Origin of the sequence: Nonomuraea jabiensis (assembly GCF_014204795.1) — a bacterium.
Lineage (GTDB): Bacteria > Actinomycetota > Actinomycetes > Streptosporangiales > Streptosporangiaceae > Nonomuraea > Nonomuraea jabiensis.
The window spans coordinates 622378-645410 of record NZ_JACHMB010000001.1; the positions used below are offsets into that span (position 1 = coordinate 622378).

The 23033-nt window shown below is 72.1% G+C and carries 22 protein-coding genes; 11 read left to right on the forward strand and 11 right to left on the reverse strand.

Translation table 11 applies throughout. The features are described from left to right. Positions 1-322: 322 nt before the first annotated feature. Positions 323-1384, forward strand: coding sequence for a hypothetical protein (locus HD596_RS02660; protein WP_185067713.1), 1062 nt, complete (start codon positions 323-325; stop codon positions 1382-1384). Between the two features lie 50 nt (positions 1385-1434). Then, positions 1435-1650, forward strand: coding sequence for a hypothetical protein (locus HD596_RS02665; protein WP_185067714.1), 216 nt, complete (start codon positions 1435-1437; stop codon positions 1648-1650). On the opposite strand, the gene HD596_RS64610 is transcribed toward HD596_RS02665, so the two are convergent. Next, positions 1643-2338, reverse strand: a complete 696-nt coding sequence (locus tag HD596_RS64610; protein ID WP_185067715.1) for a TetR/AcrR family transcriptional regulator — start codon at positions 2336-2338, stop codon at positions 1643-1645. The genes HD596_RS02665 and HD596_RS64610 overlap by 8 nt on opposite strands. 102 nt (positions 2339-2440) lie before the next feature. Between HD596_RS64610 and HD596_RS02675 the strand changes: the two genes are divergently transcribed. After that, on the forward strand, positions 2441-3661 hold the full coding sequence (locus HD596_RS02675; protein ID WP_185067716.1) for a saccharopine dehydrogenase family protein: 1221 nt from the start codon (positions 2441-2443) through the stop codon (positions 3659-3661). Positions 3662-3709: 48 nt separating this feature from the next. Then, positions 3710-5359: a dihydroxy-acid dehydratase gene (gene ilvD, locus HD596_RS02680; protein ID WP_185067717.1), complete on the forward strand. Its 1650-nt coding sequence runs from the start codon at positions 3710-3712 to the stop codon at positions 5357-5359. 205 nt (positions 5360-5564) lie between these two features. On the opposite strand, the gene HD596_RS02685 is transcribed toward ilvD, so the two are convergent. The 6 genes from HD596_RS02685 to HD596_RS02710 all read right to left on the reverse strand — a co-directional run bounded on the left by HD596_RS02685 (position 5565) and on the right by HD596_RS02710 (position 11008). Further along, positions 5565-5978 carry a hypothetical protein gene (locus HD596_RS02685; RefSeq protein ID WP_185067718.1) on the reverse strand — a complete coding sequence of 138 codons (414 nt, stop codon included), beginning with the start codon at positions 5976-5978 and terminating at the stop codon, positions 5565-5567. Between the two features lie 158 nt (positions 5979-6136). Further along, complete coding sequence (locus tag HD596_RS02690; RefSeq protein WP_185067719.1) at positions 6137-6514, reverse strand: STAS domain-containing protein; 378 nt, start codon at positions 6512-6514, stop codon at positions 6137-6139. Positions 6515-6555: 41 nt separating this feature from the next. Continuing rightward, the gene (locus HD596_RS02695; protein ID WP_185067720.1) at positions 6556-7533 is read right to left on the reverse strand and encodes a phosphotriesterase family protein; all 978 of its coding nucleotides are present in this window, start codon (positions 7531-7533) and stop codon (positions 6556-6558) included. A 58-nt stretch (positions 7534-7591) separates the two neighbouring features. Continuing rightward, positions 7592-9004, reverse strand: coding sequence for a methionine--tRNA ligase (locus tag HD596_RS02700; protein ID WP_185067721.1), 1413 nt, complete (start codon positions 9002-9004; stop codon positions 7592-7594). 153 nt (positions 9005-9157) lie between these two features. Next, positions 9158-10408, reverse strand: coding sequence for an APC family permease (locus HD596_RS02705; protein ID WP_313042427.1), 1251 nt, complete (start codon positions 10406-10408; stop codon positions 9158-9160). Between the two features lie 87 nt (positions 10409-10495). After that, on the reverse strand, positions 10496-11008 hold the full coding sequence (locus tag HD596_RS02710) for a universal stress protein (RefSeq protein ID WP_185067722.1): 513 nt from the start codon (positions 11006-11008) through the stop codon (positions 10496-10498). Between the two features lie 82 nt (positions 11009-11090). On the opposite strand from HD596_RS02710, the gene HD596_RS02715 reads away from it, so the two are divergent. After that, positions 11091-11456: a hypothetical protein gene (locus HD596_RS02715; protein ID WP_185067723.1), complete on the forward strand. Its 366-nt coding sequence runs from the start codon at positions 11091-11093 to the stop codon at positions 11454-11456. On the opposite strand, the gene HD596_RS02720 is transcribed toward HD596_RS02715, so the two are convergent. Both HD596_RS02720 and HD596_RS02725 read right to left on the reverse strand, forming a co-directional pair. Next, positions 11417-12046 carry a DUF998 domain-containing protein gene (locus HD596_RS02720; RefSeq protein ID WP_185067724.1) on the reverse strand — a complete coding sequence of 210 codons (630 nt, stop codon included), beginning with the start codon at positions 12044-12046 and terminating at the stop codon, positions 11417-11419. The genes HD596_RS02715 and HD596_RS02720 overlap by 40 nt on opposite strands. Positions 12047-12349: 303 nt before the next feature. Continuing rightward, positions 12350-13282, reverse strand: coding sequence for an anti-sigma factor RsbA family regulatory protein (locus HD596_RS02725; protein WP_185067725.1), 933 nt, complete (start codon positions 13280-13282; stop codon positions 12350-12352). A 180-nt stretch (positions 13283-13462) separates the two neighbouring features. Between HD596_RS02725 and HD596_RS02730 the strand changes: the two genes are divergently transcribed. The 3 genes from HD596_RS02730 (at position 13463) to HD596_RS02740 (ending at position 16064) form a co-directional block, all read left to right on the forward strand. Next, the gene (locus HD596_RS02730) at positions 13463-14017 is read left to right on the forward strand and encodes a DUF1707 SHOCT-like domain-containing protein (protein WP_246554079.1); all 555 of its coding nucleotides are present in this window, start codon (positions 13463-13465) and stop codon (positions 14015-14017) included. Positions 14018-14153: 136 nt separating this feature from the next. Next, on the forward strand, positions 14154-14501 hold the full coding sequence (locus tag HD596_RS02735; RefSeq protein WP_185067726.1) for a DUF8711 family protein: 348 nt from the start codon (positions 14154-14156) through the stop codon (positions 14499-14501). A gap of 93 nt (positions 14502-14594) precedes the next feature. Beyond that, positions 14595-16064 (forward strand): DUF2079 domain-containing protein, encoded by a 1470-nt coding sequence (locus HD596_RS02740; RefSeq protein WP_313042432.1) that lies wholly within the window; start codon positions 14595-14597, stop codon positions 16062-16064. On the opposite strand, the gene HD596_RS02745 is transcribed toward HD596_RS02740, so the two are convergent. Then, positions 16040-17137, reverse strand: coding sequence for a glycosyltransferase (locus HD596_RS02745; protein ID WP_313042436.1), 1098 nt, complete (start codon positions 17135-17137; stop codon positions 16040-16042). The two genes, HD596_RS02740 and HD596_RS02745, sit on opposite strands and share 25 nt — an antisense overlap. 56 nt (positions 17138-17193) lie before the next feature. Here HD596_RS02745 and HD596_RS02750 point away from each other — a divergent pair, with 56 nt between their 5' ends. From HD596_RS02750 to HD596_RS02760, 3 genes are all read left to right on the forward strand, one after another. After that, on the forward strand, positions 17194-17994 hold the full coding sequence (locus HD596_RS02750) for a PIG-L deacetylase family protein (protein ID WP_185067728.1): 801 nt from the start codon (positions 17194-17196) through the stop codon (positions 17992-17994). Between the two features lie 49 nt (positions 17995-18043). After that, a complete protein-coding gene (locus tag HD596_RS02755; protein ID WP_185067729.1) occupies positions 18044-19102 on the forward strand; it encodes a lysylphosphatidylglycerol synthase domain-containing protein in 1059 nt (352 codons plus the stop codon). Positions 19103-19168: 66 nt separating this feature from the next. Further along, positions 19169-22564 (forward strand): ATP-binding protein, encoded by a 3396-nt coding sequence (locus HD596_RS02760; protein WP_185067730.1) that lies wholly within the window; start codon positions 19169-19171, stop codon positions 22562-22564. Here the strand turns inward: HD596_RS02760 and HD596_RS02765 are convergent. Then, positions 22533-23033, reverse strand: coding sequence for a hypothetical protein (locus HD596_RS02765; RefSeq protein WP_185067731.1), 501 nt, complete (start codon positions 23031-23033; stop codon positions 22533-22535). The two genes, HD596_RS02760 and HD596_RS02765, sit on opposite strands and share 32 nt — an antisense overlap.

Below are 23033 nucleotides of genomic sequence, written 5' to 3' on the forward strand. Positions count from 1 at the left end.
GGCCCTCCCTCCACCACCACCAACCCGCCCACCACCGCACGCCTGGCACCGGCTGCGGAGACGCACCCGCACGCGGACCGCTGGAGGCGGCCAATCGCATCCCCCAGTGGGGAGGAGCCGTCGCTTCTGTCTCCCCGTGCGGACCGCGCCGCCCCGACTCGCGAACCGCCGCTGCGGAACTCCGGCGACCCGCGCCGGAGGAAGCGCCCGCCCCAGACCCAGACCGCCCGACGGAGAAGCGCCGCACCCGCACGCGGACCACAGCTGCGCAACTCCGACCACGACGCGCGCTGAGGGCGGGCCGGGGCGATACGGTCAAAGAGTGAGCACGACAGCCTTCACCACAGCGATCGCCCAGGCCCGCGACCTCCTCCGATGGTGCTCGCCGCTGAGGACCGAGTTGTGGGCAGCGCGGCTCGCCGCCGATCTGGAGCCGGACCAGGTGGATCCCTTCCTGCGGCAACTGTCCGAGGACGGCCGGACGGAGGCGCGGCTCACCCTCGCGGCACTGGCGGCGGTCAACCCGGGCGCCGACGCACACCCCGCGCCCGACGCAGGCCCCACATCCGCTGCGGGCCCGGTGTCCGATGCGGGGCCCTCGAGCGAGGCGGGCGCTCAGGCACCCGTGGCGGAGAGTGTGTACGTGAGGGCTGCGGGCGGGGTGGTGGACACGCTCCCCGGGTGGGTGCGGCGGATGGGGCGGGTGGTGTGCGAGGGCGGCTGGTACGGCAAGGCGGATCCGTACGGCGAGCAGGCCCTTGCGGCCCTGTCGTTCCGGTACGAGAACGGCAAGGAGCCGCACCTCCTCGTCGTCGCCATCGACCAGGTGAACGGCGGTCTGGCGGTGGACGCGGTCGTCGAGGAGGTGAAGTTCCTCGACGACCTGGGCCTGCGGGCCGAGGAGCCGGCGGCGGTCGCGGGACGGGTGCTGGACGCGTTCGAGCTGGGTGACCGGATCATGGGAGCGCTGGTCGCCGACACGCTGCCCGCCGTGCGGCCGGTCGCCCTCTCCAGGGCCCGCGCGGTGCCCGATCTCGTACGTCCGGCGCCCGACGACACCATCAGCCGGTTCCGCGAGCTGCCGGATCTGCCCGGGGCGCGGGAGGCGTTCGAGAAGCTTGCCGAGTTCGTGGGAGATCGTCCGCTGTGGTGGAGCCCGGCGCGGGTCACCCAGTTCCTGACGTACTGGTTGCCCAGGGAGGCCATCCTGTCGGAGGCGGGAGTCGCGGCGATGCCGGAGGTGGTGCGGGCCTGGAGCCGGTTCTGCGGAGCGCATCCCGCGGTGCTCGCCCAGGTCGAGGCGGACGCGCCGCGGCTGCCTGCCCTCATGGCCGACGAGTCCCTGGCAAGCCTCGGCAAGCGCATCGCCAAGAACCGCCTCTGACGACGGTGTTCCGGCGCCGCGGCTGCCTGCCTTCCCGTCTACGGCAGACGGTGGAGCTGATCAGCCGGAGCGTCGGGCGCGAGGCCACCTACCGGCAGCTCCCCATCGACGGACTCGGCCCGGAAGCCGAACGCGCCCTCACGGACGAGCGCGGACTGTGGCGCGCCGACATCGCGGCGCTGCGCGAACGCCACCCCGGCCTCCTGGACTTCCGCACCTGGCTCCGGGACGGCGGCACCGAGCAGATCCGGGCCCTGCTCACCTGAGCTGCGCGGAGGCGCTGGACAGCAGCATGTCGAGGGCCGTGGCGTAGGCGCTGTCGTTCATCTCGGCCACCAGCAGCGGCGCCGTCGCGGCGATGTTCGGGTGTGTACGGGCGGGCAGCCGGGCGTACGTGGCCTGCCACACCTCCTCGTCCGCCTCCCGCGCCGCCCTGGGCAGGGCCAGCGTGGCGGCGTCGAGGATGGCGAAGGCCAGGCTCTGGTCGATGAACGCGTGATAGATCCGCACCGCGTCACCGTCCGCGAACCCGGCACCGCGCAGGATGCCGAGGATGGCCTCGTCGCCGGCCACCTCGTTCGGCCGGCCGGTGACCCGGCTGGCGGTCAGCACCGCGGCCTGCGGGTGCGCCAGGTACGCGTGGTAGATGCGCAGGCCCAGCTCGCGCAGGTCGGCGCGCCAGTCGCCGGCGGGCCGCCAGTCGGCCATCGCGGTGCCGATCAGCTCGTCCGCGATCGCCCGCACCAGGTCGTCCATGCCGCGGAAATAGCGGTAGACCGTGCTGGCGTCCGCGCCCAGGGCCAGGCCCAGGCGGCGGGCGGACAGCCCCGCCGCCCCGTGCTCGCGGAGCATCCGGAGAGCGGTCTCCACGATGAGCTGATGGGTGAGGACCTGCCCTTGTTTGGTGGGACGGCGCCGCCTGCGCGCCGCCTCCGGCACCACTCGCTTGGCCACGAGTACGGCCCCCTTATGCCAACGCCATTGACGTTGACGAGCCTACCGAAGTTGAATTCTCGACACACCCCCCAAAACAGCACTAAAAGGGGATTTATCGTCATGCGCATCCTTCTCGTGGGAGCCGGCGGCGTGGGAACCGCCATCACTCGCATCGCCGCCCGCCGCCCGTTCCTCGACCACATGGTGGTCGCCGACTACGACCTCCCCCGCGCCAAGGCCGCCGTAGCCGCGCTGGGCGAGCACGCGGACCGGTTCACCCCTGTCAAGATCGACGCGGCCGACCGGGCCGCGGTCACCGCGCTGCTGAAAGAGCACCGGTGCGACGTCCTCCTGAACGCCACCGACCCCCGATTCGTGCTGCCGCTGTTCGACGCGGCCCTCGCGGCCGACGCCGACTACCTCGACATGGCGATGTCGATGTCCAGGCCGCACCCCGACCGCCCGTACGAGGAGGTGGGGGTGAAGCTGGGCGACGACCAGTTCGCCCGCGCCGCCGAGTGGGCCGCGCGGGACCGGCTGGCGCTGGTCGGCATGGGCGTGGAGCCCGGCCTGGCCGACGTCTTCGCCCGTTACGCCGCCGACGAGCTGTTCGACGAGATCGAGGAGATCGGCATCAGGGACGGCGCCAACCTGACCGTCGACGGCTACGAGTTCGCCCCGTCGTTCAACATCTGGACCACCATCGAGGAGTGCCTCAACCCGCCGGTCATCTACGAGAAAGACCGCGGCTGGTACACCACCGAGCCGTTCAGCGAGCCCGAGATCTTCGACTTCCCCGACGGGATCGGCCCCGTGGAGTGCGTCAACGTCGAGCACGAGGAGGTCGTGCTGGTCCCCCGGTGGATCCCGGCGCAGCGGGTCACCTTCAAGTACGGGCTCGGCGAGGACTTCATCGGCAAGCTCAAGACCCTGCACGCGCTCGGCGTGGACCGCACCGAACCGGTCGCGGTCAGGACCGACGACGGCACCGCCAGGGTGTCGCCGCGCGACGTGGTGGCCGCCGTGCTGCCCGACCCGGCGGGCCTCGGCGACCGCATGCGGGGCAAGACCTGCGCCGGGACCTGGGTGAAGGGCGTCAAGGACGGGCGGCCCCGCGAGGTGTACCTCTACCACGTGGTGGACAACCAGTGGTCGATGCGCGAGTACGGCTCCCAGGCCGTGGTCTGGCAGACCGCCGTGAACCCGGTCGTCGCCCTGGAACTGATGGCGAACGGGGTCTGGAAGGGCACGGGCGTGCTGGGGCCCGAGGCGTTCGAGCCGGGCCCGTTCCTGGACCTCCTGGTGGAGTACGGGTCACCCTGGCGCATGCGCGAACAGTGAGCGCGGGATCATGGAGGCGTAACGACCCGTACGACGAAGGACACCGCCTTGAGCATCGCCGACGACCCTGACCGCGCACCGGCCCGCTCCCACTTGTACGCCATGGGCTGGTCGGAGGAGGACATGCGCCGCCCGGTGGTCGGCATCGCCTCCACCTGGACCGGCACGATGCCGTGCAACCTCACCCACCGCGAGCTGGCCGCCCACGTGGCCGAGGGGGTGCGCGCGGCGGGCGGCACGCCGATGGAGTTCAACACCATCGCGGTCTCCGACAACCTCACGATGCACACCCCCGGCATGCGCACGTCGCTGGTCAGCCGCGAGGTCATCGCCGACTCGATCGAGCTCATGGGCCGCGCGCACGGCTTCGACGCGCTGGTGGTCATCGTGGGGTGCGACAAGACCGTACCGGCCGGGATCATGGCGCTCGCCCGCCTGGACGTGCCCGCCGTCGTCCTCTACAGCGGCACGATGATGCCCGGCAGGTGGCGCGGGCGCGACGTCACGATCCAAGACATGTGGGAGGCCCTCGGCGAGCGCGCGGTCGGCCGCCTCGACCAGGAGGAGCTGGACGACCTGGCCAAGCACGCCTGTCCGGGCGCCGGCACCTGCGCCGCCCAGTACACCGCCAACACCATGGGCAGCGTCGCCGACTTCCTCGGCCTGGCGCCGTTCGGGGTGGGCGACATCCCGGCGGTGGCGGAGGACAAGAACGCCGCGGCCCGGCGCGTCGGCGAGATCGCCATGGAGGCGCTGGCCCGCGACGCCCGCCCCTCGCGGGTGCTGACCGCGGACGCCCTGCACAACGCGATCGTCTCGGTCGCCGCCATGGGCGGCTCCACCAACGCCGTCCTGCACCTGCTGGCCATCGCCCGCGAGGCGGGGCTGCCGCTGCGCATCGACGAGATCGGCGAGGTCTGCCGCCGGGTCCCGATCATCACGGGGCTCAAGCCGAGCGGCGGCGACCACACGGCCCTGGACCTGTGGCGGGCCGGCGGCACCTCGCTGGTGGTGCGCCGCCTGCTGGAGGCCGGGCTGCTGCGCGAGAACGTCACGCTGGTGGACGGCCGCACGCTCGCGGAGGTCGCGGCCGACGCCGAGGAGACGCCGGGGCAGGAGGTGGTGGCGAGCGTGGCCGAGCCGTTCAAGCCGCGCGGCGCGCTGGCCATCCTGCGGGGCTCGCTCGCGCCCGACGGCTGCGTGCTCAAGCTGGGCGGCAAGGACGACTTCCGCCACGAGGGCCCGGCCAAGGTGTTCGACTCGGAGCACGACTGCTACATCGCCATCCAGGAGGGCCACATCGTGCCGGGCGACGTCATCGTCCTGCGTTACGAGGGCCCCGCGGGCGGCCCCGGCATGCAGGAGATGCTCTCGATCACGGGCCCGCTCGTCGGCCGCGGCCTCGGGTCCTCGGTGGCGCTGGTCACCGACGGGCGCTTCAGCGGGGTCTCGCACGGGCGCGTGGTCGGGCACGTGGCGCCGGAGGCGTACCACGGCGGGCCGATCGCGCTGGTGCGCGACGGCGACACGGTCGTCATCGACAGCGCGGCGGGGACGATCGAGCTGGTGGTGCCGGAGGAGGAGCTGGCGCTGCGCCGCGCCTCGTGGAAGCGGCCCGAGAGAGAGGTCGAGCGGGGGGTGCTGACCAAGTACATGGCGACGGTGGCCTCCGCCTCGGACGGCGCCGTCACGGCCTGATCCGGGATCGAGCAGGCGGCGCGGGCCGCTATGCTGCGCAGTGACGTACTCGAGCCGCTGTTAGGAGATTTGCGCGATGTACAAGGAGTTCGCTGTCGAGGCCGTGATGTGGCTCGTTCCGGTCGCGGTGCTGATCGGGGTGGCACTCCTCGTCACCGCGTGAGCCAGGGGCCAGCCGGGGGTCGGCCCGGCCCCTGGCGGTCGCTCAGCGGTAGTACCTGTACGAGACGTACGTGTTGGCGTAGCGGTTGAAGCTGCTGTAGCCGTCCAGCCAGTTGTTGTAAGACTGAGACAGGGCCCGGGTCCGCACGGTGCAGGCGGCCCACTTGGTCCCGCGCGAGCGGATGGTGCCGACGTAGTCGTAGCACGTCCCGACGTTCCGGCCGTTGACCCGGAGCCGCGCGTTGAGCTTGACGTTGTAGAGCGTCCTGTACGAGATGTTCCGGACCCGGACCTTGATCTGGCACGTGTCCTTGCACCGGCCGAAGTAGACCTTGGTGCGGATGAGCTGGGCGCCGGCGGTCGTGGTCTCCGTGGAGGCCGACGCGCCGGCGGGTGCCGCCATGAGCGTGGTGGCGGCGGCCGCGACTAACACCGTCCCGGCGAGGCTCTTGATCATTTTGCCCCCTGGTAAAGAGAAGCCGCTCCCCCCTCTTGGCAGCGGCTCGTGCTTGTCCGACTACTATCAGGAAGCCGACACTACCAACGTTTGGTAAAGAAGATCCGATATGAAACGGTTATCCGTTTATGTCGGCCTTATCCCGCGAGGCCAGGGGGCTACTCGGGGAACGCCGGGGGTTCGTTGAGCTCGGCGATGGCCAGCTCGGCCGTGGTGCGGATGTCGAAGAACTTGTCGAGCGCGGTGATCGCGAACAGGTGCTTGCACCGGCCGTTCAGCCCCGCCAGCAGCAGCCGCCCGCCCGAGGCGGTGACGGCCTTGTGCAGGTAGACCAGCACGGACAGGCCGGAGGAGTCGCAGACGCTGACCGCCTGCATGTCGATGACGAGCATGGGGGGCTGGGTGAGATCGAGGGCCTTGGTGACACGGTCGCGGACCTCGGCGGCGGACCCGAAGTCGAAGTCCCCCGTCAGCCGCGCGATGACACAGGGCCCTTGGAGTCCGAGGCTGATCGACAAGGCCTGCTCCGAAGTCACCCAGCTCCACCTACCTGCATTGCTTGACCGATCCGACTACTTTACGAGAAGTAGCGCTTCGGGTTGAACACCAGCATCTGCTCAATCTGGTCGTCGGTCACACCCGCGTCCACCAGTGCGGCCAAGACATCGTCGTGGATGTGATCGTAGCGCCAGTTCGGCGCGAGCGTTGAGCGGGCCTCCTCCCAGGCGCCACCGAAGTAGTCCATGAAGCACGCCGTGTCGTGGCTGAGGACCATGCGATCGGCGTATCCGCGCCGGCAGAGCTGCGCGACCGTGGCCACCCGCTGCGCGGTCGGGTTGTACGCGTCCAGCCCGAACCGGTCCATCCCCAGCGTCGCGCCCGTGTCGGCCAGGCGCATGAGGTAGTCGAGGTCGTTGCTGTCGCCCGCGTGCCCCACGACCACCTTCTCCAGGGCGACGCCCTCCTTGGCGAACAGGTCGAGCGCGATCAGCCCGCTCTGCGTGAAGGAGTTCGTGTGGACGGTGATCGGCGCGCCGGTGCGCAGGTGCGCCTGCGCGACGGCCCGGCAGATGCGCTCGACGCCGGGCGTCAGGCCCTTCTGCTCGACCACGCACTTGAGGAACGCCGCCTTCACGCCGGTGTCGGCGATGCCCTCGGTGAGGTCGCGGACGAAGTCGTCGATCATCGGGTCCGGTATGTCGATGAACAGGCCGGGGCCGCGGTGCTCGTACTGGTGGGGCAGCTCCTCGAAGGAGTAGATGCCGGTGGCGACCACGATGTTCAGGCCGGGCACCTGCTCGGCGACGCGCTGGATGCGCGGGATGTAGCGGCCGAGACCCCACACCGTCGGGTCGACGATCGTCCGCACGCCCTTCGCGGCCACCGCGTTCAGCTTGGCGACCGCGTCCGCCACCCGGGCCTCCTCGTCCCACCAGGCGCCTCTGCCGTAGTTGTCGAGGTGCTCGGTGGCCAGGACGAACACGTGCTCGTGCATGAGCGTCTGCCCGAGCTCGTCGACGTCTACGGGGCCGCGAATGGTGGGGACGGTGGCCATGGGCGCCTCCATACCGGCTGGTCGGTGTGCGCCACCGTAAGCTTCCTCCAGATCTCCGTCAACCAGCCACTCCGGCCGTGGCGAGGCGGCGGAACAGCGGCTCGGGCCGGGGCAGCCGCTCCCCCGCGACCGCCGCGGCCACCCGCGCCGCCGCCGTCGGCAGGAAGGGCTCCAGCTGTACGGCCAGCGTCCGGCACGCGTGCACCAGCGTCCCCAGCGCGGCCTCCTGCCCGGCCCGGGACCGCTGCCACGGCCGGGTCCGCTCGACGTACCTGTTGGCCTCCTCGACGAGCGCCCAGACGGCCGTCGCCGCCCGCCGGAAATCGAACGCCTCCAGCGCCTCGTCCACCGGCACCGCGGCCAGCTCCTCCCCGGCCGGGGGTACGTGGCCGTCCAGGAAGCGGTGGACCATGGTGGCGACCCGGTTGACCAGGTTCCCCAGCCCGTTGGCCAGGTCCTCGTCCGCCCTGGCGACCAGCCGTTCCTCGGTGAAGTCGGCGTCGCCCACGCGCGGCACCTCGCGCAGCAGCCACCACCGCACGGCATCGACCCCGTACGCGTCCACCAGCGCCACCGGATCGGCCGCGCCGCCCGACGACTTGCTGATCTTGCGGCCGTCCACCGTGAGGTAGTCGTGCACGAAGATCTCCGTGGGCAGCGGCAGGCCCGCGGACAGCAGCATCGCCGGCCAGTACACCGCGTGGAACCGGATCACGCCCTTGCCCATCAGGTGCACCCTGCGCGGTTCGGAGACCCACCAGCGGTCGTAGTCGTCGCCTTCGAGCGCGGTGACGTAGTTGGCCAGCGCGTCCCACCACACGTACACCACCTGGTCCGGGTCGCCGGGCACGCGGATCCCCCACCCGCGGGCGCGGGCGGCGGAGCGCGAGACGCTGAGGTCTTCCAGTCCGGCCTCGATGAACGCCAGCACCTCGTTCCGCCGCGCGACCGGCTCGATCCTGAGCCGCCCGCTGCGGATGAGCTCGCTCAGGGCGTCCTGGTAGCGGGAGAGCCGGAAGAACCAGTTCTGCTCGCAGACGCGCTGCAGCGGCGCCTCGTGCCCGTCGGGACAGGGGCCTTCCGGGTAGAACTGCTCGCAGCCCACGCAGTAGAGCCCCTCGTAGTGCCGCTGGTAGAGGTCGTGCCCGGTCGCCTCCCAGATCCGCTCGACCCCGGCCCGGTGCCCGGGGTGGACGCTCGTCCGGATGAACGAGTCGAACGACAGGTCCAGCGGCCCCCGCAACCCCTCGAAGGCGGCCGCGTTCCGGTCCACCAGCTCCCGCACCGGCACGCCCGCCGCCTCGGCGGCCAGCACGTTCTTCAGCGAGTTGTCGTCGGTCCCGGTCTGGAACCGCACCGGCTCGCCGCGCCGCCGGTGGTGCCTGGCCAGCACGTCCGCCTGCACGAGCTCCAGGGCGTGCCCGAGATGAGGGCGGGCGTTGACGTAGGGAATGGTCGTCGTGAGGTACATCAGGTGCCTCCAAGGGGCCCCGAACACGACGAGAGGCCCCGCTCGCAGGGCCTCGACAGGACGTCGCCGACGAAAACCCCCTAAGGGGCCATCATCTTCAGCGAGATCGTCATGCCGTCCATGCTAACGACGCCCGCCCGCCCCGGCCACCCGTTAACGTCCGGCGTGGTGGCGGACCAGCCAGACGGCCAGGCCGACCGCGAAGACCGCCAGGCCCGCCAGCACCGACGCCGCCGGGAGCGTGGCGGCCAGCAGCACGCACAGGCCCAGCCCCAGCCCGGCGACCGGCCGGGGCGGCGCGCCTTCCGCGCGGTCGAGCGTGAGCGCGCACGCGTTGGCGATGCCGTAGTAGACCAGCACGCCGAACGACGAGAACCCGATCGCCCCCCGCAGGTCGGCGACCAGCAGCAGCACGATCACCGCGCCCGCCACGGCCAGCTCGGCCCGGCGCGGCACCTGCCGCACCGGGTCCACCACGGCCAGCGCGCCGGGCAGGTCGCGCTCGCGGGCCATGGCCAGCACCGTGCGCGAGACGCCCAGCAGCAGCGCCATCAGCGCGCCCAGCGCCGCCACCGCGGCCCCGGCCCCCACCACCGGCACCAGCCACGGGGCCCCGGCCTCCCTGACGACGTCCGCCAGCGGCGCCGGGGACCTGGCCAGCAGCGGCCCGAGCGCGCGCATCGCGGCCACCGCGACCAGCGCGTAGACGACGAACGTGATGCCCAGCGCGATGCCGACCGCCCGGGGGATGGTGCGGGCCGGGTCGCGCACCTCCTCGCCGAGGGTGGCGATCCGGGCATAACCGGCGAACGCGAAGAACAGCAGCCCGGCCGCCTGCAGCACACCCCAGACGTCGACGTGCGAGGCGGGCAGGGGCACGTAGGCGACCCAGCCGAACGTGACCGTGTCGTCGCCGAGCAGCCCCGTGACCACCACCGCGGCGAGCACGGCCAGCACGAACACGACGATCACCCGGGCCACCCCGGCCGAACGTTGCACGCCGTACAGGCTGACCGCCGTCAGCGCGGCCACCGCGCCGACGGCCAGCGGCCTGGCCAGCTCGGGGGCGAGGTAGGAGCCGAACGTGAGCGCCATCGCCGCGCACGAGGCCGTCTTGCCGACCGTGAAGCCCCAGCCCGCCAGGTAGCCCCAGAGCGGCCCGAGCCGCCGCCTGCCGTAGACGTAGGTGCCGCCGGACTCCGGGTAGAGCGCGGCCAGGCGGGCCGAGGAGGTGGCGTTGCAGTACGCCACGACGCCGGCCAGCACGAGGGCCACCGGCAGCCAGGCGCCAGCCGCGGCCGCGGCCGGCGCGAAGGCCGCGAACACGCCCGCGCCGATCATCGCGCTCAGCCCCACCACGACCGCGTCGGTGGTGCCGAGCCGGCGCGACAGCTCCTCCGGCACGCGCCCGCCTCCTCTCCCGCCTCAGGAGGCTCCTACTCTGCCGCATCCCACCGACAGCCCGGCCGACGGCGAGGTGAACGCCCGCCGTCAGGTGACCGCGTCGGCACCGGGCTCGGCGCCGGGCTCGGTGTCGGGGGCGGTGTCGGGGGCGGTGTCGGGGGCGGGCACGATCAGCACAGGCCGGCCCGCGTGGTGCAGCACCCGGTCGGACGTGCTGCCGAGCAGCAGCGAACGCACCCCGCCGAACCCCCGCGTCCCCGTCACGATGAGCCTGGCGTCGATCTCCTCGGCCACGTCCACGATCGTCGACCACACCGCCACCGAGTCCGGATCGCACCGGGGGGTCGCCGCCAGGCCGGCCTGGCGGGCCAGGTCGGCGCCCTGCTCGGCGAGCTCCCGCATCGCCCCCTCGATCGCCGCGTCCTCCGTGCCCAGCTGGTCGATCGCCATCATGAGCCCCACGGAGGCCCTGGCCGAGGCCATCGCCGCCCGCTCCCACACCGTCAGCACCACGGCCGACTCCCCCTTCAGGAGCTCGCCCGCGAAGGCGATCGCGGCCTTGGAATCGTCGGAACCGTCATACGCAATCAAAATCGTCATCTCAGCACTCCACATCGTGATCGGGCCCTACCTCTTTCCCGGCCGACCCGTTTCACGCCTGCGTCTGGGGTAGCGGCCCGACATGACCGTTACGCGATTCCACGACCTGCCCCTCGCCCAGCGCGACCGCGAGTGGGACGCCGCCGCGGCGGACAAGCGGGTGCGCAAGTGGGCGAACGCCGAGGACAAGCCGAACGCGAAATACCGCGAGGCCTTCAGCTGGTACGACGCCGACGACGCCGACGAGTTCGGCGCGTACAAGCTGCCGATCGCCGACGTCGTGAACGGGGAGCTGAAGGCGGTGCCCCGGGCCGTGTTCGCGGCGGCCGCGGTCATGGAGGGCGCCAGGGGCGGGGTCGATCTGCCGAAGAAGGACATCGAAGGCGTCAAGGGGCACCTGGCGCGCTACTACGCCAAGCTGGGCGAGGAGCCGCCCTGGGAGCGCTGAGCCAGCGGCTTGAGCATCGACAGCCCGGCCAGCGCCAGCACGCCTATTTCGGTGACGACCACGGCCCGCTGGGTCAGCCCGGCCGGGATGTCGTCGTTGGTCAGCGGGATGCCGAACATCCGCACCACGTACGGGACCACGACCAGCAGCAGGGCTCCGAGCGCCACCCCGCTGAGGATCCGCACCGCCTTGGCGTACCGGATCCTGGCCTTGGCCAGCAGCATCCCCGCCGCGGGCATCACCAGGAACGCGGCGAAGGCGGCATACCGGTGGATGCCACCCGACAACGACAGCGGCACGCCCGGCCGGTCGGTGGGAAAGGCGCCGATCAGGAACATGCTCGCCCCCCACGCCAGCAGCAGCGCGACGACCCAGCGGCTCATCCCGGCACGGCGCATCGCCTCGGCGATGAACGCCGAGCCCACCGCGAACAACGTCAGCGAGGCGGGCAGCAGCCAACCGGACGCCTGGAAGGCGTACTCGCTGATGACGCTGTGCAACGGGTCGAGGTCGGATTCCGCGTGGAGGGTGAGCATGGCGCCGCTTCCGGTGCCGATGGCCGCGAATCCGCTGACAAGCAATGCCTTCATGCCTCAAAGCTCGTGGAACACGGCCTCGCGGAGTATCGGAGATCGCCCCTGAAGTGGCCTGAACGATCCCCTAATACCTTGGTCGGAAGCGACCCTGAGAACACCCGGCCACCTGCGCGGACACGACCCTGAGTAGGGACTTCCCCCTCAGGGTGGGGCCCGGGTGCCTGACCCGGTTTGACCTGGACACGGCGGACACGTACGGGCTCGGTGCCAACGAGGAGGTCGTCGGCCGCACCGGCGCCGTCGCTGGCACCCGTTATCCGGATATGTCGGAGATCGAGGGGTAGCCGCAGGCCGGGCTCAGACGGATGGACCGGGCGCGTCGAAGTAGACGCGGATGGTGGTCGCCCCCGGGCGGGTGTACACGCGTACGAGGTCGCTCAGGAGGTTGACGATCAGCAGCCCGCGCGACCCCGCGTGGCGCGGGTCGACCGGGCGGCGGCCCACCAGCGGGTCGGTGATGTGCCCGGCGTCGCTGACCTCGCACACCAGCCGCCCGCCCTCGGCCCAGACCCGGAGCGTGCCCGAGCCGCCGCCGTGGTCGAGGCTGTTGGCGCCCAGCTCGGCCACCGTCAGCTGGATGTCGTCGAGCCGGTCGCCGAAGAACCCCATCTCCGCGGCCCGCCGCGCGGCCAGGCCCCGGGCCGCCGACAGGTTGGTGTGGTCGAAGCGCAGCGACTCGAAGACGGCGGGCTCGTCCAGCGGGCGGTTGTGCGCGGAGACCACCACCTCGGGCGCGTATTCGGCGCTGGCCCACTCCCCCGAGACGTCCCACATCACGGGGTGGGTGCGCTCCGCCTCCTTGAGGACCTCGGGAGAGAGCCGGTCGGCGTCGTACGGGCACAGGATCGTGACCCGCCGCCCCGCGAACGACAGGTTGATCAGCGCCTCGTGCTGCGCGGCGGCCCCGTATTCGGTCTCGGTGCGCTCCGCCCAGATCGGCTCGCCGATGATCCGTACGTGCCCGTCGGGATGCCGGTCGGCGAAGTCGCGCAGCACGGCGGGGATGATCCGTCCCGGATTGCGCCCGGCCTCCTGCATGTTGAGCAGGCGCACGGACTTGGCGTCGTCGCCGAGCTCGGCCTCGATCAGGGCCAGATTACGGGCCGGGACCGCGATCGCGACGGGCTCGCCCAGAGCCAGCCCCGCGCGGACGAATGCGCAGGTGGCAGCCACATATTCCCGGTCGCCCCGATAGAGGAGCGCCGGGTGTGTGAACGGTTCCGCCAACATCAGAGACCACGCTACCCAAGGAAGATGACTTCTCAGCAATCCGGTGGGTACGTAAGTGTCGTGAAGCGAATCCGGGTCGTTCGCCGCCCCACCCTCGTCCGGGGGCCGCTGCCCCTTGATCTCCGCACCCCTTCCGGCAGACAACTCCCGTTCTGAGTGCTGCGACCTTATGCTCAAGATATGTCGCAATTGCAGATGCGAGTGTCCGACGAGGACCGAGAGCGCACCGCGCAGCAGCTCCAGCACGCCTTCAGCGAAGGCCGGCTCACCCAGCTGGAGCTCGAAGACCGCCTTGAGATCGCCCTCACCGCGCGGACCTACGGCGAGCTGCTGGGCCTGATCGACGATCTCCCCGTGGACCAGCCGCAGGTCGATGACGTGGTCGAGCTGGAGTCCAAGAACGGCCACATCAAGCGCGCCGGCGACTGGGCCGTCCCCCGGAGGCTGCGGGTGGTCTCCAAGTACGGCAGCGTCGAGCTGGACCTCTCCGAGGCCGTCATCACCCACCCGGTGGTGGACATCGAGCTCGACCTCGCGTACGGCTCCGCCAAGATCACCCTCCCGGACGGCGGCGTCGCGAACGTGGACGCCTTCCACAGCGACTGGGGCCAGGTCCACACCGGCGACGTGCCCGGCAGGCCCCGCGCCGGCGCGGTCCACGTGGTGATCAGCGGCAGGACGAAGTACGGCAGCCTGACCGTCCGCCATCCCCGCAAACGCTGGCTCAGCCGCTGAGGCTTTACGCCGGCTTGATACTCGTGGTGTTAGTGGGGTGCAAGCGACGGTCAAGGGCTGCCCCATAATGTTCCCTTCGTTCGATCAAACCACCGAAGGGCTAGAAATGACTCCCCCTCGCCGTCGCCTGGCTGTCGTGGCCGCGACGCTGACTCTTGCTGTCCTCACGAGCACCGGCTGCGGTGCGCTGGGCCAGGCGGTCGACTGCAACACCGCCGCCCAGGAGGCCACCAAGATCATGAACGAGTGGACCACCACGATCACCAAGGACGCCACCGACACGAAGGCCATCGGCACGGCCTCGAAGGACGCGGCGGGCAAGACCAAGGAGCTCGCGGGCAAGTACGACGGCGAAGTCGCCGCCGCGCTGAACGACCTTGCCGCCGGTTTCGAGACCCTGGAGAAGGGCGACCTGTCCGAGGTGACCTCGTTCACGGGCAAGATGCAGGGCTTCTCTACCAAGATCTCCTCTGCCTGCACCTGATGCGGAGCCCGCGGTCGCCGTTCCGCCTGTGGGGGGCAGGTCGGCGCGGCGGCCGCGCCACGTTCGGGGGGATTCGTTCTACCCTTGCTGCCCGTGACGGGTGACACTCTGGCGGCGCGACAGGGGGCGTCCGCCGCCGCCTCCCTCTGGAGGATCCGGCTGTCCGGCCACCGCGTACGCGTGGGCGCCATCGCGCTCGTCGCCGCGGTGGTCTATGCCGTGCTCGGCCTGGTCAAGCTGGCCACGTTCCGGGCCACGTCGTTCGACCTGGTGATCGTGGACCAGGCGGTGCGCAACTACGCGGCGCTGCGGCCGCCGCACATCCCCGTGCTGGGCATGTTCCACGGGCGGGGCATGGACTACGTGCAGCTCGCCGACCACTTCTCGCCCGCCTACGCGATGCTCGCGCCCCTCTACTGGATCCACGACGGGCCCGAGACGCTGATCGTCGCGCAGGCGCTGCTGTTCGCCGCCGCGATCCCGTTCATCTGGCTGTTCACCCGGCGCGTGCTCGGCGTCGCGCCCGCCTACCTGGTCTCCGTCGCGTACGCGCTGTCGTGGCCCGTCGCGCAGGCCGTCGCGTTCGACGCGCACGAGGTCATGTTCGTCCCCGTGCTCACCGCGATCATGATCGAGCGCTACCACGCCGGCCACCGGCTGCCGGCCCTCATCGCGATGCTCGACCTCCTGCTGGTCAAGGAGGACATGGGGCTGATGGTGATCGGGGCGGGGCTGTGCCTGCTCGTCCTGGGCGACCGGCTGCGGGGGCTGCTGTGCGTGGCGCTCGGGGCGGGGGCCGTCCTGCTCGTACGCGGGCTGGCGATCACGGCGTTCGGCGGCGACTCCAAGGACTTCTGGGCCTACAACCATCTCGGCCCCGACGTGCCGAGCGCGATCCTGGCGCTGCTGCGCGACCCGATCGCGGCCGTGCTGCTGCCCTTCAGCGAGGAGGCCAAGGTCGACACGCTGTTCCTGCTGGTGTGGCCGACGCTGCTGCTGTGCCTGCTCTCGCCGCTGTCGCTGGTGGCGCTGCCGCACGTGCTGGAGCGCATGCTGTCCGACCGCTCCCAGTGGTGGCAGGCCGACTTCCAGTACAGCGCCTTCACCGTGGTCATCCTCTTCTGCGCGGGCGTGGACGGGCTGTCCAGGCTGCTGCGCCGGCTCAAACGCTCCGACGACGCCTCGCTCAAGCTCGCCTGGGCGACGGCGGCCTGCGCGGTCGCGATCACCCTGGTGCCCAGATTCGCGCTGGACCAGCTCTACCATCCGCCCTTCTACCAGGAGCCCAAGGCGGCGGCCGCCGCCGAGGCCGTGAGCAAGGTGCCGTCGGGGGTCACCGTCGAGGCGGTCAACTCCGTCGGCCCCGCCCTGACCTCCAGGACCACCGTCCTGCTGTGGACGGCCCGATCGCACGGCGCGCCGTGGGTGGTGGCCGACACCTCCCGCTGGGAGTTCCCCTTCGGCTCGGCGGACGAGCAGCGCGCCACGGTCGACGCGCTGCAGGGCCAGGGGTACGCGAAGGTGTTCGAGCGCGACGGCTACGTGGTGCTCCGGCGCGGCTGAAGCGCCTCCGCGTAGGCCCGGTCGAACCCGGCCAGGACCGAGGACCACGAGCCGGCCGCCGGTGGGGTCGCCCGGTTGTGCGCGGCGATCGACTCGCGCAGCCCCGCGTCCGTGCAGAGCCGGGCCACCGCGCGGGCCAGGTCGCCGAGCGTCCGGCCGAGCAGCCCCTCCGTGCCGTCCGCGACGAAGTCGGCGACCCCGCTCTGCGCCCTGGCCACCACCGGCAGCCCCGCGGCCCGCGCCTCCAGCGCCGCGATGCCGAACGACTCGCGCGGCGCGGGCGCCACGAACACGTCCGCGGACTCCAGCACCTTGGCGATCTGCTCCCGCGTGTAGCGGCCCGGCAGGGAGACCCAGCCGGCCATGCCGTGCCGGGCGAGAAAACGTTCCATCTGGCCGCGAGCCGGCCCGTCGCCGATGATGGTGGCGCGCATGGGGATCCTGGCGGGCACCCGCCGCCTGGCCGCCTGGAGCAGTCTCAGCAGGCGTACGGGCTGCTTGCGCGGCGCCAGCCGGCCCACGGCGACGATGTGCACCTCTTCCCGCCGGTCGGGCGTGCCGGGCGCCGGCGCCCAGCCCGACAGGTCGAGGCCGTTGGAGACCACCCGGACCGGCACCTCGGGCCCGGCCACGGCGCGGATCGGGACCGCGGCGGCGTTGCTGACCGTGGTCGCCACCAGCCGCCACCGCTGCCAGCCGAACGCCAGGCGCAGCAGCCGGTAGAGCGCCCGCGTGACCGGGTCCCACATGCTGTGCACGGTCACCACGCACGGCAGCCCGGCCCGCGCGGCGGCCCGCACGCCCATCCAGGCGAACGGCGAGACCGCCCCCGTGTGCACGTGCACCACGTCGGGGCGCAGGGACGTGAGCCGGCGCGTGAGATGCCCCACTCCGAACGGGTGAACGGGCAGGTCGAACGGCATCCTGGCGACGATCCGGTGGACCCCGGGCAGCGGCTCGCCCTTCGTCGCCGTGGCCACGCAGACGTCGTGTCCCGCCTCCCGCTGCATCCGCACGAGATCGGCCACCTGGACCTCGATCCCTCCGAGTCGCGGCAGGTAACAGTCGCTCACGTGAAAGATCCGCACCCCTCCCAGACTAATCTGGGCATGTGCCTCCACGTACCGCAGTGTTCTTTCACGCTCACCCTGACGACGAGGCCCTGCTGACGGCGGGCACCATGGCGATGCTCGCGGCCGAGGGACACCGCGTGGTGCTCGTGGTGGCCACCGCGGGCGAGCGCGGCCTGGCCGAGATGGCGCCCGGCGAGGCGCTCGGCGAGACCAGGCTCAAGGAGCTCTACGAGTCGGCCGCGCTGCTCGGCTGCGCCCGCGTGGAGTGCCTCGGCTACGGCGACTCGGGGCTGAGCCCCAAGGGCGGCATCGCCGAGGAGCGGCCCGACAACGCCTTCATCGACGCCGACACCGAGGCGGCGGCCAAGGCGCTGGCCGCGATCCTGCAGGAGGAGGAGGCCGACCTGCTGGCGATCTACGACCCGGCGGGCGGCTACGGGCACCCCGACCACGTACAGGTCCACCGGGTGGGCAAGCGGGCGGCCAAGATCGCCGGGACGGAGATCGTCCTGGAGGCCACGGTCAACCGCGATCCGCTGGTCAGGCTGCTGCGGCTGGCGGGCCGGTTCTACAAGTTCCCGCCGGAGTTCGACGTACGGACGTTCGAGAGCGCCTACTCGTCGAGCGAGACGATCACCCACCGGGTCAACGTCAGGAAATACACGCGCCAGAAACGCGCGTCCATGGCCGCGCACGCCTCCCAGGCCAGCGGCGGCGACAGCGACCGCACGCTCGCCGTCATGCTGAAGGTCCCGCGCCCGCTCTACCGCTTCGTCTTCGGCACCGAGTGGTACGTACGCCGCGACCTGCCGCCAGGCACCCGGCTCACTCATCCCTTCGACCGGTGGCCGAAATAATTCCTCCGGAGGACGTTGCCGGTCCGGCGACGCGTCAGACTGGACCCCGATGAAGAACAAGTGGCTCCAGATCGCCCTCTCCGTGCTGTCGCTCGGGGTCGCCGTGCTGCTCGTGGTCTTCCTGCCGCAGATCGTGCACGCGCTCACCGGCAAGCCCGTCTCCTGGCAGCAGATCGGCACCGTCTTCGGCACGCTCGGCGCCGGGGAGATCGCGCTGATGAGCGCGCTGTGGCTGCTGAGCCTGCTGGCGTACACGTTCGTGCTGACCAACTCCCTGCCCGGCCTCAACAACCTGCAGGGCCTGACGATCAACGCGGCCGGCAGCGCGGTCAGCAACCTGCTGCCGTTCGGCGGTGCGGTCGGCGTGGCGGTGACGTTCGCGATGACCAGGGGCTGGGGCTTCACCAGCCGGTCGATCGTGGTGATGACGCTGGTCAGCGGCATCTGGAACACGTTGTTCAGGTTCATCCTGCCGGCCGTCGGGATCATCGCGCTGCTGGCCGCGGGCAAGGCGCCCAACGCGACCGTCGCCAACGCCGGGTGGACGGGGGCCATCTCGATCCTCGTGCTCTGCGTGATCGTGGCCGTCGCCCTTTACTGGGAGCGCGCCGCCGCCGTGCTCGGCCGCGTGCTCGACGGCATCACCCGGCTGCTGCGGCTGAAGTTCCACGCCTCGGACGCGTTCCACAAGCTGCGCGCCGACACCGCCGGCGTCGTCAGGACCCGGTGGCTCGGGCTGTCGCTCGGCATGGTGTTCTTCCTCGCCTTCCAGTGGGCGATCATGGCGGCCTGCATGTACGCCACCGGCGCCTGGCCCGGCCCGGCCGAGTCGATCGCCGTCTTCGCGCTGTCCAGGGTGCTGACCAGCGCCCTGATCACGCCCAGCGGGGCGGGGATCATGGAGAGCGGCGTGGCCGCCCTGCTCATCTCCGCGTTCGGCGTGCCGGCCACTCCGGCGATCGCGACCGCACTGCTTTTCGGCTTCTGGACTTACACTATCGAGATCCCGTTCGGCGGCCTGGCACTGGGCGCATGGGCACTCCTGCGCAGGCGCAACGGCCGGAACGCCGGCGCGGAGCCCCCGTCCGCGATCTCGAAGGCCCAGTAGTGACAATCCCAAACCCATCAAAGACCTTGTGCGTGATTCATAGGCCCGCATAGCGTGGCGGCTGACATGGTGGCGTTCCGAGTTCTGGGGCCAGTCGAGGCGTACGAACACGACGACGAACTCGACCTCGGCGGGTTGCGGCAGCGGGCCGTCCTCGCCCGGCTTCTCGTGGCCAGAGGTCAGGTCGTGCCCGTTGACACGCTTCTTTACGATCTGTGGGATGACGACGGGGCCAAGGGCGCGCAGTCGGGCCTGCAGGTCTACATCTCGCGCCTGCGCCGGGTGCTGGAGCCCGGCCGCCCGCGCGGGGGGCCCAACCGCCTGCTGGTGACGGTCGCGTCCGGCTACGCGTTGCGGGTGGCCTCCGACCAGGTCGACGCGCTCAGGTTCGAGCAGCTCGTCCGCGCGGCGGGCGAGCACCTCGAAGAGGGCGATCCGCAGTCCGCCCGAGGCCGCCTGGAGAAGGCGCTGGGCCTGTGGCGCGGCACCCCCTACTCCGACTTCGCCGACCAGTCGTGGGCGGAGGCCGAGGTCAACCGGCTGGCGGAGCTGCGTCTCGTGACGCGCGAGCGGCACGCCGACACCGGGCTGCGGCTCGGCCTGCACGCCGAGACCGTTCCCGACCTGGAGGCGCTCACCACCGCCAACCCGCTGCGCGAGGAGGGCTGGCGGCTGCTGGCGCTGGGCCTCTACCGCTGCGGCCGGCAGGGCGACGCGCTGGCCGCGCTCCGCCGGGCCAGGAACATCCTGGCCGACGAGCTGGGCATCGACCCGGGTCCCGCGCTGCGCAAGCTGGAGTCCGACATCCTGGCGCAGTCCCCGGAGCTGGACCTGGCCGTCCCCGCGCGCCCCGCGCGGCCCGCCGCGCCGGTCACCGACACCTGGCCGCCCCGGCCGGCCGCGGCCGTCGAGCCGCCGCCGCTGGAGCCCGAGCCGTTCGTCGGCCGCGACGCCGAGCTGGCCAGGCTGACCACGGCGGCCTCGCGCACGGGCCGCTTCCAGGTCGCGATCGTGGCCGGGGTCGCGGGCGCGGGCAAGACCACGCTGCTGCGCCAGCTGGAGAGCAGGCTCGCCACCGACGGCTGGATCACCGCCTCCGGCGCGTGCCCCGACTCCAGCGCCACCCCGCCGGGCTGGGCGTGGGTGGAGATCCTGCGCACGCTCACCGTCGCCACCGGCGCGGGCGAATACGCGCAGCTGCTCGCGCCGCTGCTCGACGACGCCGCCCCCGACCCCGACGAGGACGAGGCGTCCGGCGGCTTCCGGCTGCACCGCGCGGTCGGCGGCTACCTGGCCGGGGTCGCGCGCCGCGCGCCGGTGCTGCTGACCCTGGAGGACCTCCACTGGGCCGACGACCAGACGCTCGCCCTGCTGCGCGCGCTGCCGAGCCTGCTGGCGACCAGCCGGGTGCTACTCGTGGTGACGTGCCGGGAGAGCGAGCTCGACGACCGCCAGTCCGACGTGCTGGCCGCGCTGGCCAGGCTGGGCCCGGTCCGCGTGGGCCTGTCGGGGCTCGACCCGAAGGCCGTGGCGGAGCTGGTCAAGGCGACATGCGTACGCGAGATCGACGAGGACGCGGTCGAGTCGATCGTCGAGCGCACGGGCGGCAACCCGTTCTTCGTCCGCGAGACCGTGCGCCTGCTCGACTCCGAGGGCGCGGCCGACCGGGCCAGCGCCACCGAGGTGCTCTCGCAGGTGCCGTCCGGCGTGCGCGACGTGCTGCGGCGGCGCATCTCGCGGCTGCCGTCGGGCGCCCAGCAGATCCTGCTGCAGGCCGCCGTGATCGGGCGTGACGTTGATCTCGACGTGCTGATCGCCGTGTCGGGCGACGAGGACGCGGTGATCGAGGCCGTGGAGGCGGCGCTGCTGGCCGGGCTGGTGACCGAACCGGGGCCCGGGCTGCTCAGGTTCGACCACGACCTGGTGCGCGACACGATCTACTCCGACGCCTCCCGGCTGCGCCGCACGCGGCTGCACGCGGCCGTGGCGGCGGTCATCGAGCAGCACACGCCGTCCGACGTGGCGGCGCTGGCCCACCACTACTCCCTGGCCGACGCGTCCGGGAAGGCGGTCCACTACGCGGGGCTGGCGGCCGAGCAGGCCGAGCGGCGCTTCGCCCACCGCGAGGCGGCCACCCTGTGGGAGCAGGCCATCGCGGCGTTCGACCGCTCGCGCGACGAGCAGAGCGGCGCGCAGACGCCCGAGCGCAGCAAGGAGCGCCTGCGGCTCATGCTGCGCCAGATCAGGGCGCTGGCGCTGTGCGGCGACATGACGGCGGCCCGGCTGCTGCGCCGCCAGGCCATGGACGCCGCGCTGCCGCTGGGCGACCTGGAGATCACCGCGAAGGTGGCGGCGTCGCTGGCCGTGCCGCACAAGGGCATCGCCCGCGACTTCACCCGCACCGCGTGGGAGATCGTGGACGTCACCGAGAAGGCGCTCATGGAGCTGCCCGAGGGTGAGCAGCGGCTGCGGGCCAGCCTGCTGACCACGCTGGCGCTGGAGCTGGAGGGCTCCTCCTCGCCCGAGCGCGGCCGTCAGGCGTCGCTGGAGGCGCTGGAGCTGGCCCGGCAGAGCGGCGACCCGACGCTGATCGCGGCGGCGCTGAGCGGGCGGCTGCGGCAGTCGTACGACATCCCCGCCGTGGACAGCCGGGAGAGCATCGGCAGGGAGCTGCTGGAGGTCGCGCAGCGCTCGGGGCAGATGGCCACGCAGGCGCTGGCCCACCTGGTGCTGCTGGAGTGCGCGGCGGCCAGGGGCGAGTTCGCGGTCGCCGACGAGCACGCCGCCGCCGCCGACCGCCTGGCCAGGCAGTACGACCTGTCGGGGCCGGCCGCGGTCGTGGTCTGGTACGCGGGCCAGCGGCTGATGATCGCCGGCGACTACGCGGGCGCGGAGCGGGCCTACCGCGACGCGGCCAGGATGACAAAGCGGGCGGGCATGCTGGAGGGCCGCCAGGGCCTCCCGCTGATCACGACGTTCTGCCTGCACCTGGTGGACGGGCGGGCGGCCCAGATGGTCGACCTGCTCGCCCAGGCCCACCGGCAGGGCGCCAAGTGGACGCTCGACGCGTACGCGCTGGCTCTGGCCTCGGCCGGGCACCTCGAGGACGCCAAGGCCGTGGCCGCCACCCGCCCGCCGGTGCGGCCCGACTTCCTCTACGAGCTGGCGATGACCTGGCGGGCGCTGGCCGGGATGCTGCTCGACGACCGGGAGCGGATGGTCGACTGCTACGACAAGCTCAAGCCGTTCGCCGACCGGGTGGCGGGCGCGGGCACCGGCGTGGTGGCGCTGTGGCCGGTGGCGCTGACGCTGGGCGACCTCGCCGTGCGTTTGGGCCAGCCGGACGCCGCCCGCGCCCACTACGAGAAGGCCCTGGAGGTGGCCGAGCGGGTGGGCGTGCCGCGCTGGGTGGAGGCGGCGCGGCGGTCGGTCAGCAGCTCACCCGGAAACGGTCGCTCGTGACGGTCCTGACGCCCTTGGCCGACAGCTCGACGCGGTACCAGCCGGGGTCGCCGGAGATCTCGGGCCGCCACTCGACGGTCTGCTCGGCGCCCACGAAGCCGTCGTAGTCGACCAGGTAGGTGCGCCACGACTTGGTGGCGGGGCTCCAGCGGGCGAGCTTCCAGCCGTAGTGGACGCTGCGGCCGGGCTCGGGGCTGAGGAGCACGCTGCGCGCGACGAGCGGCCCCGAGCAGGTGTCGGCCGGCCCGCCGAGGGTGACCTCGCCGGGCCGGGCGGCCGGGGCCAGCTCTTCGGCCACGGGCGTCTCGCGGGCCGACAGGGTGATGGTTTTCACAGCCGGCGGCGCGCCGTCGGCGGCGCTGTAGGCGGAGAAGCCGATGTACGCGCTGGTGAACGCCAGAGCGGCCACGAAGAGCTTGGCCGCGTTCGCAGTGCCACTCGCCAGGACGGCCGCGCTTCTCGACGCCAT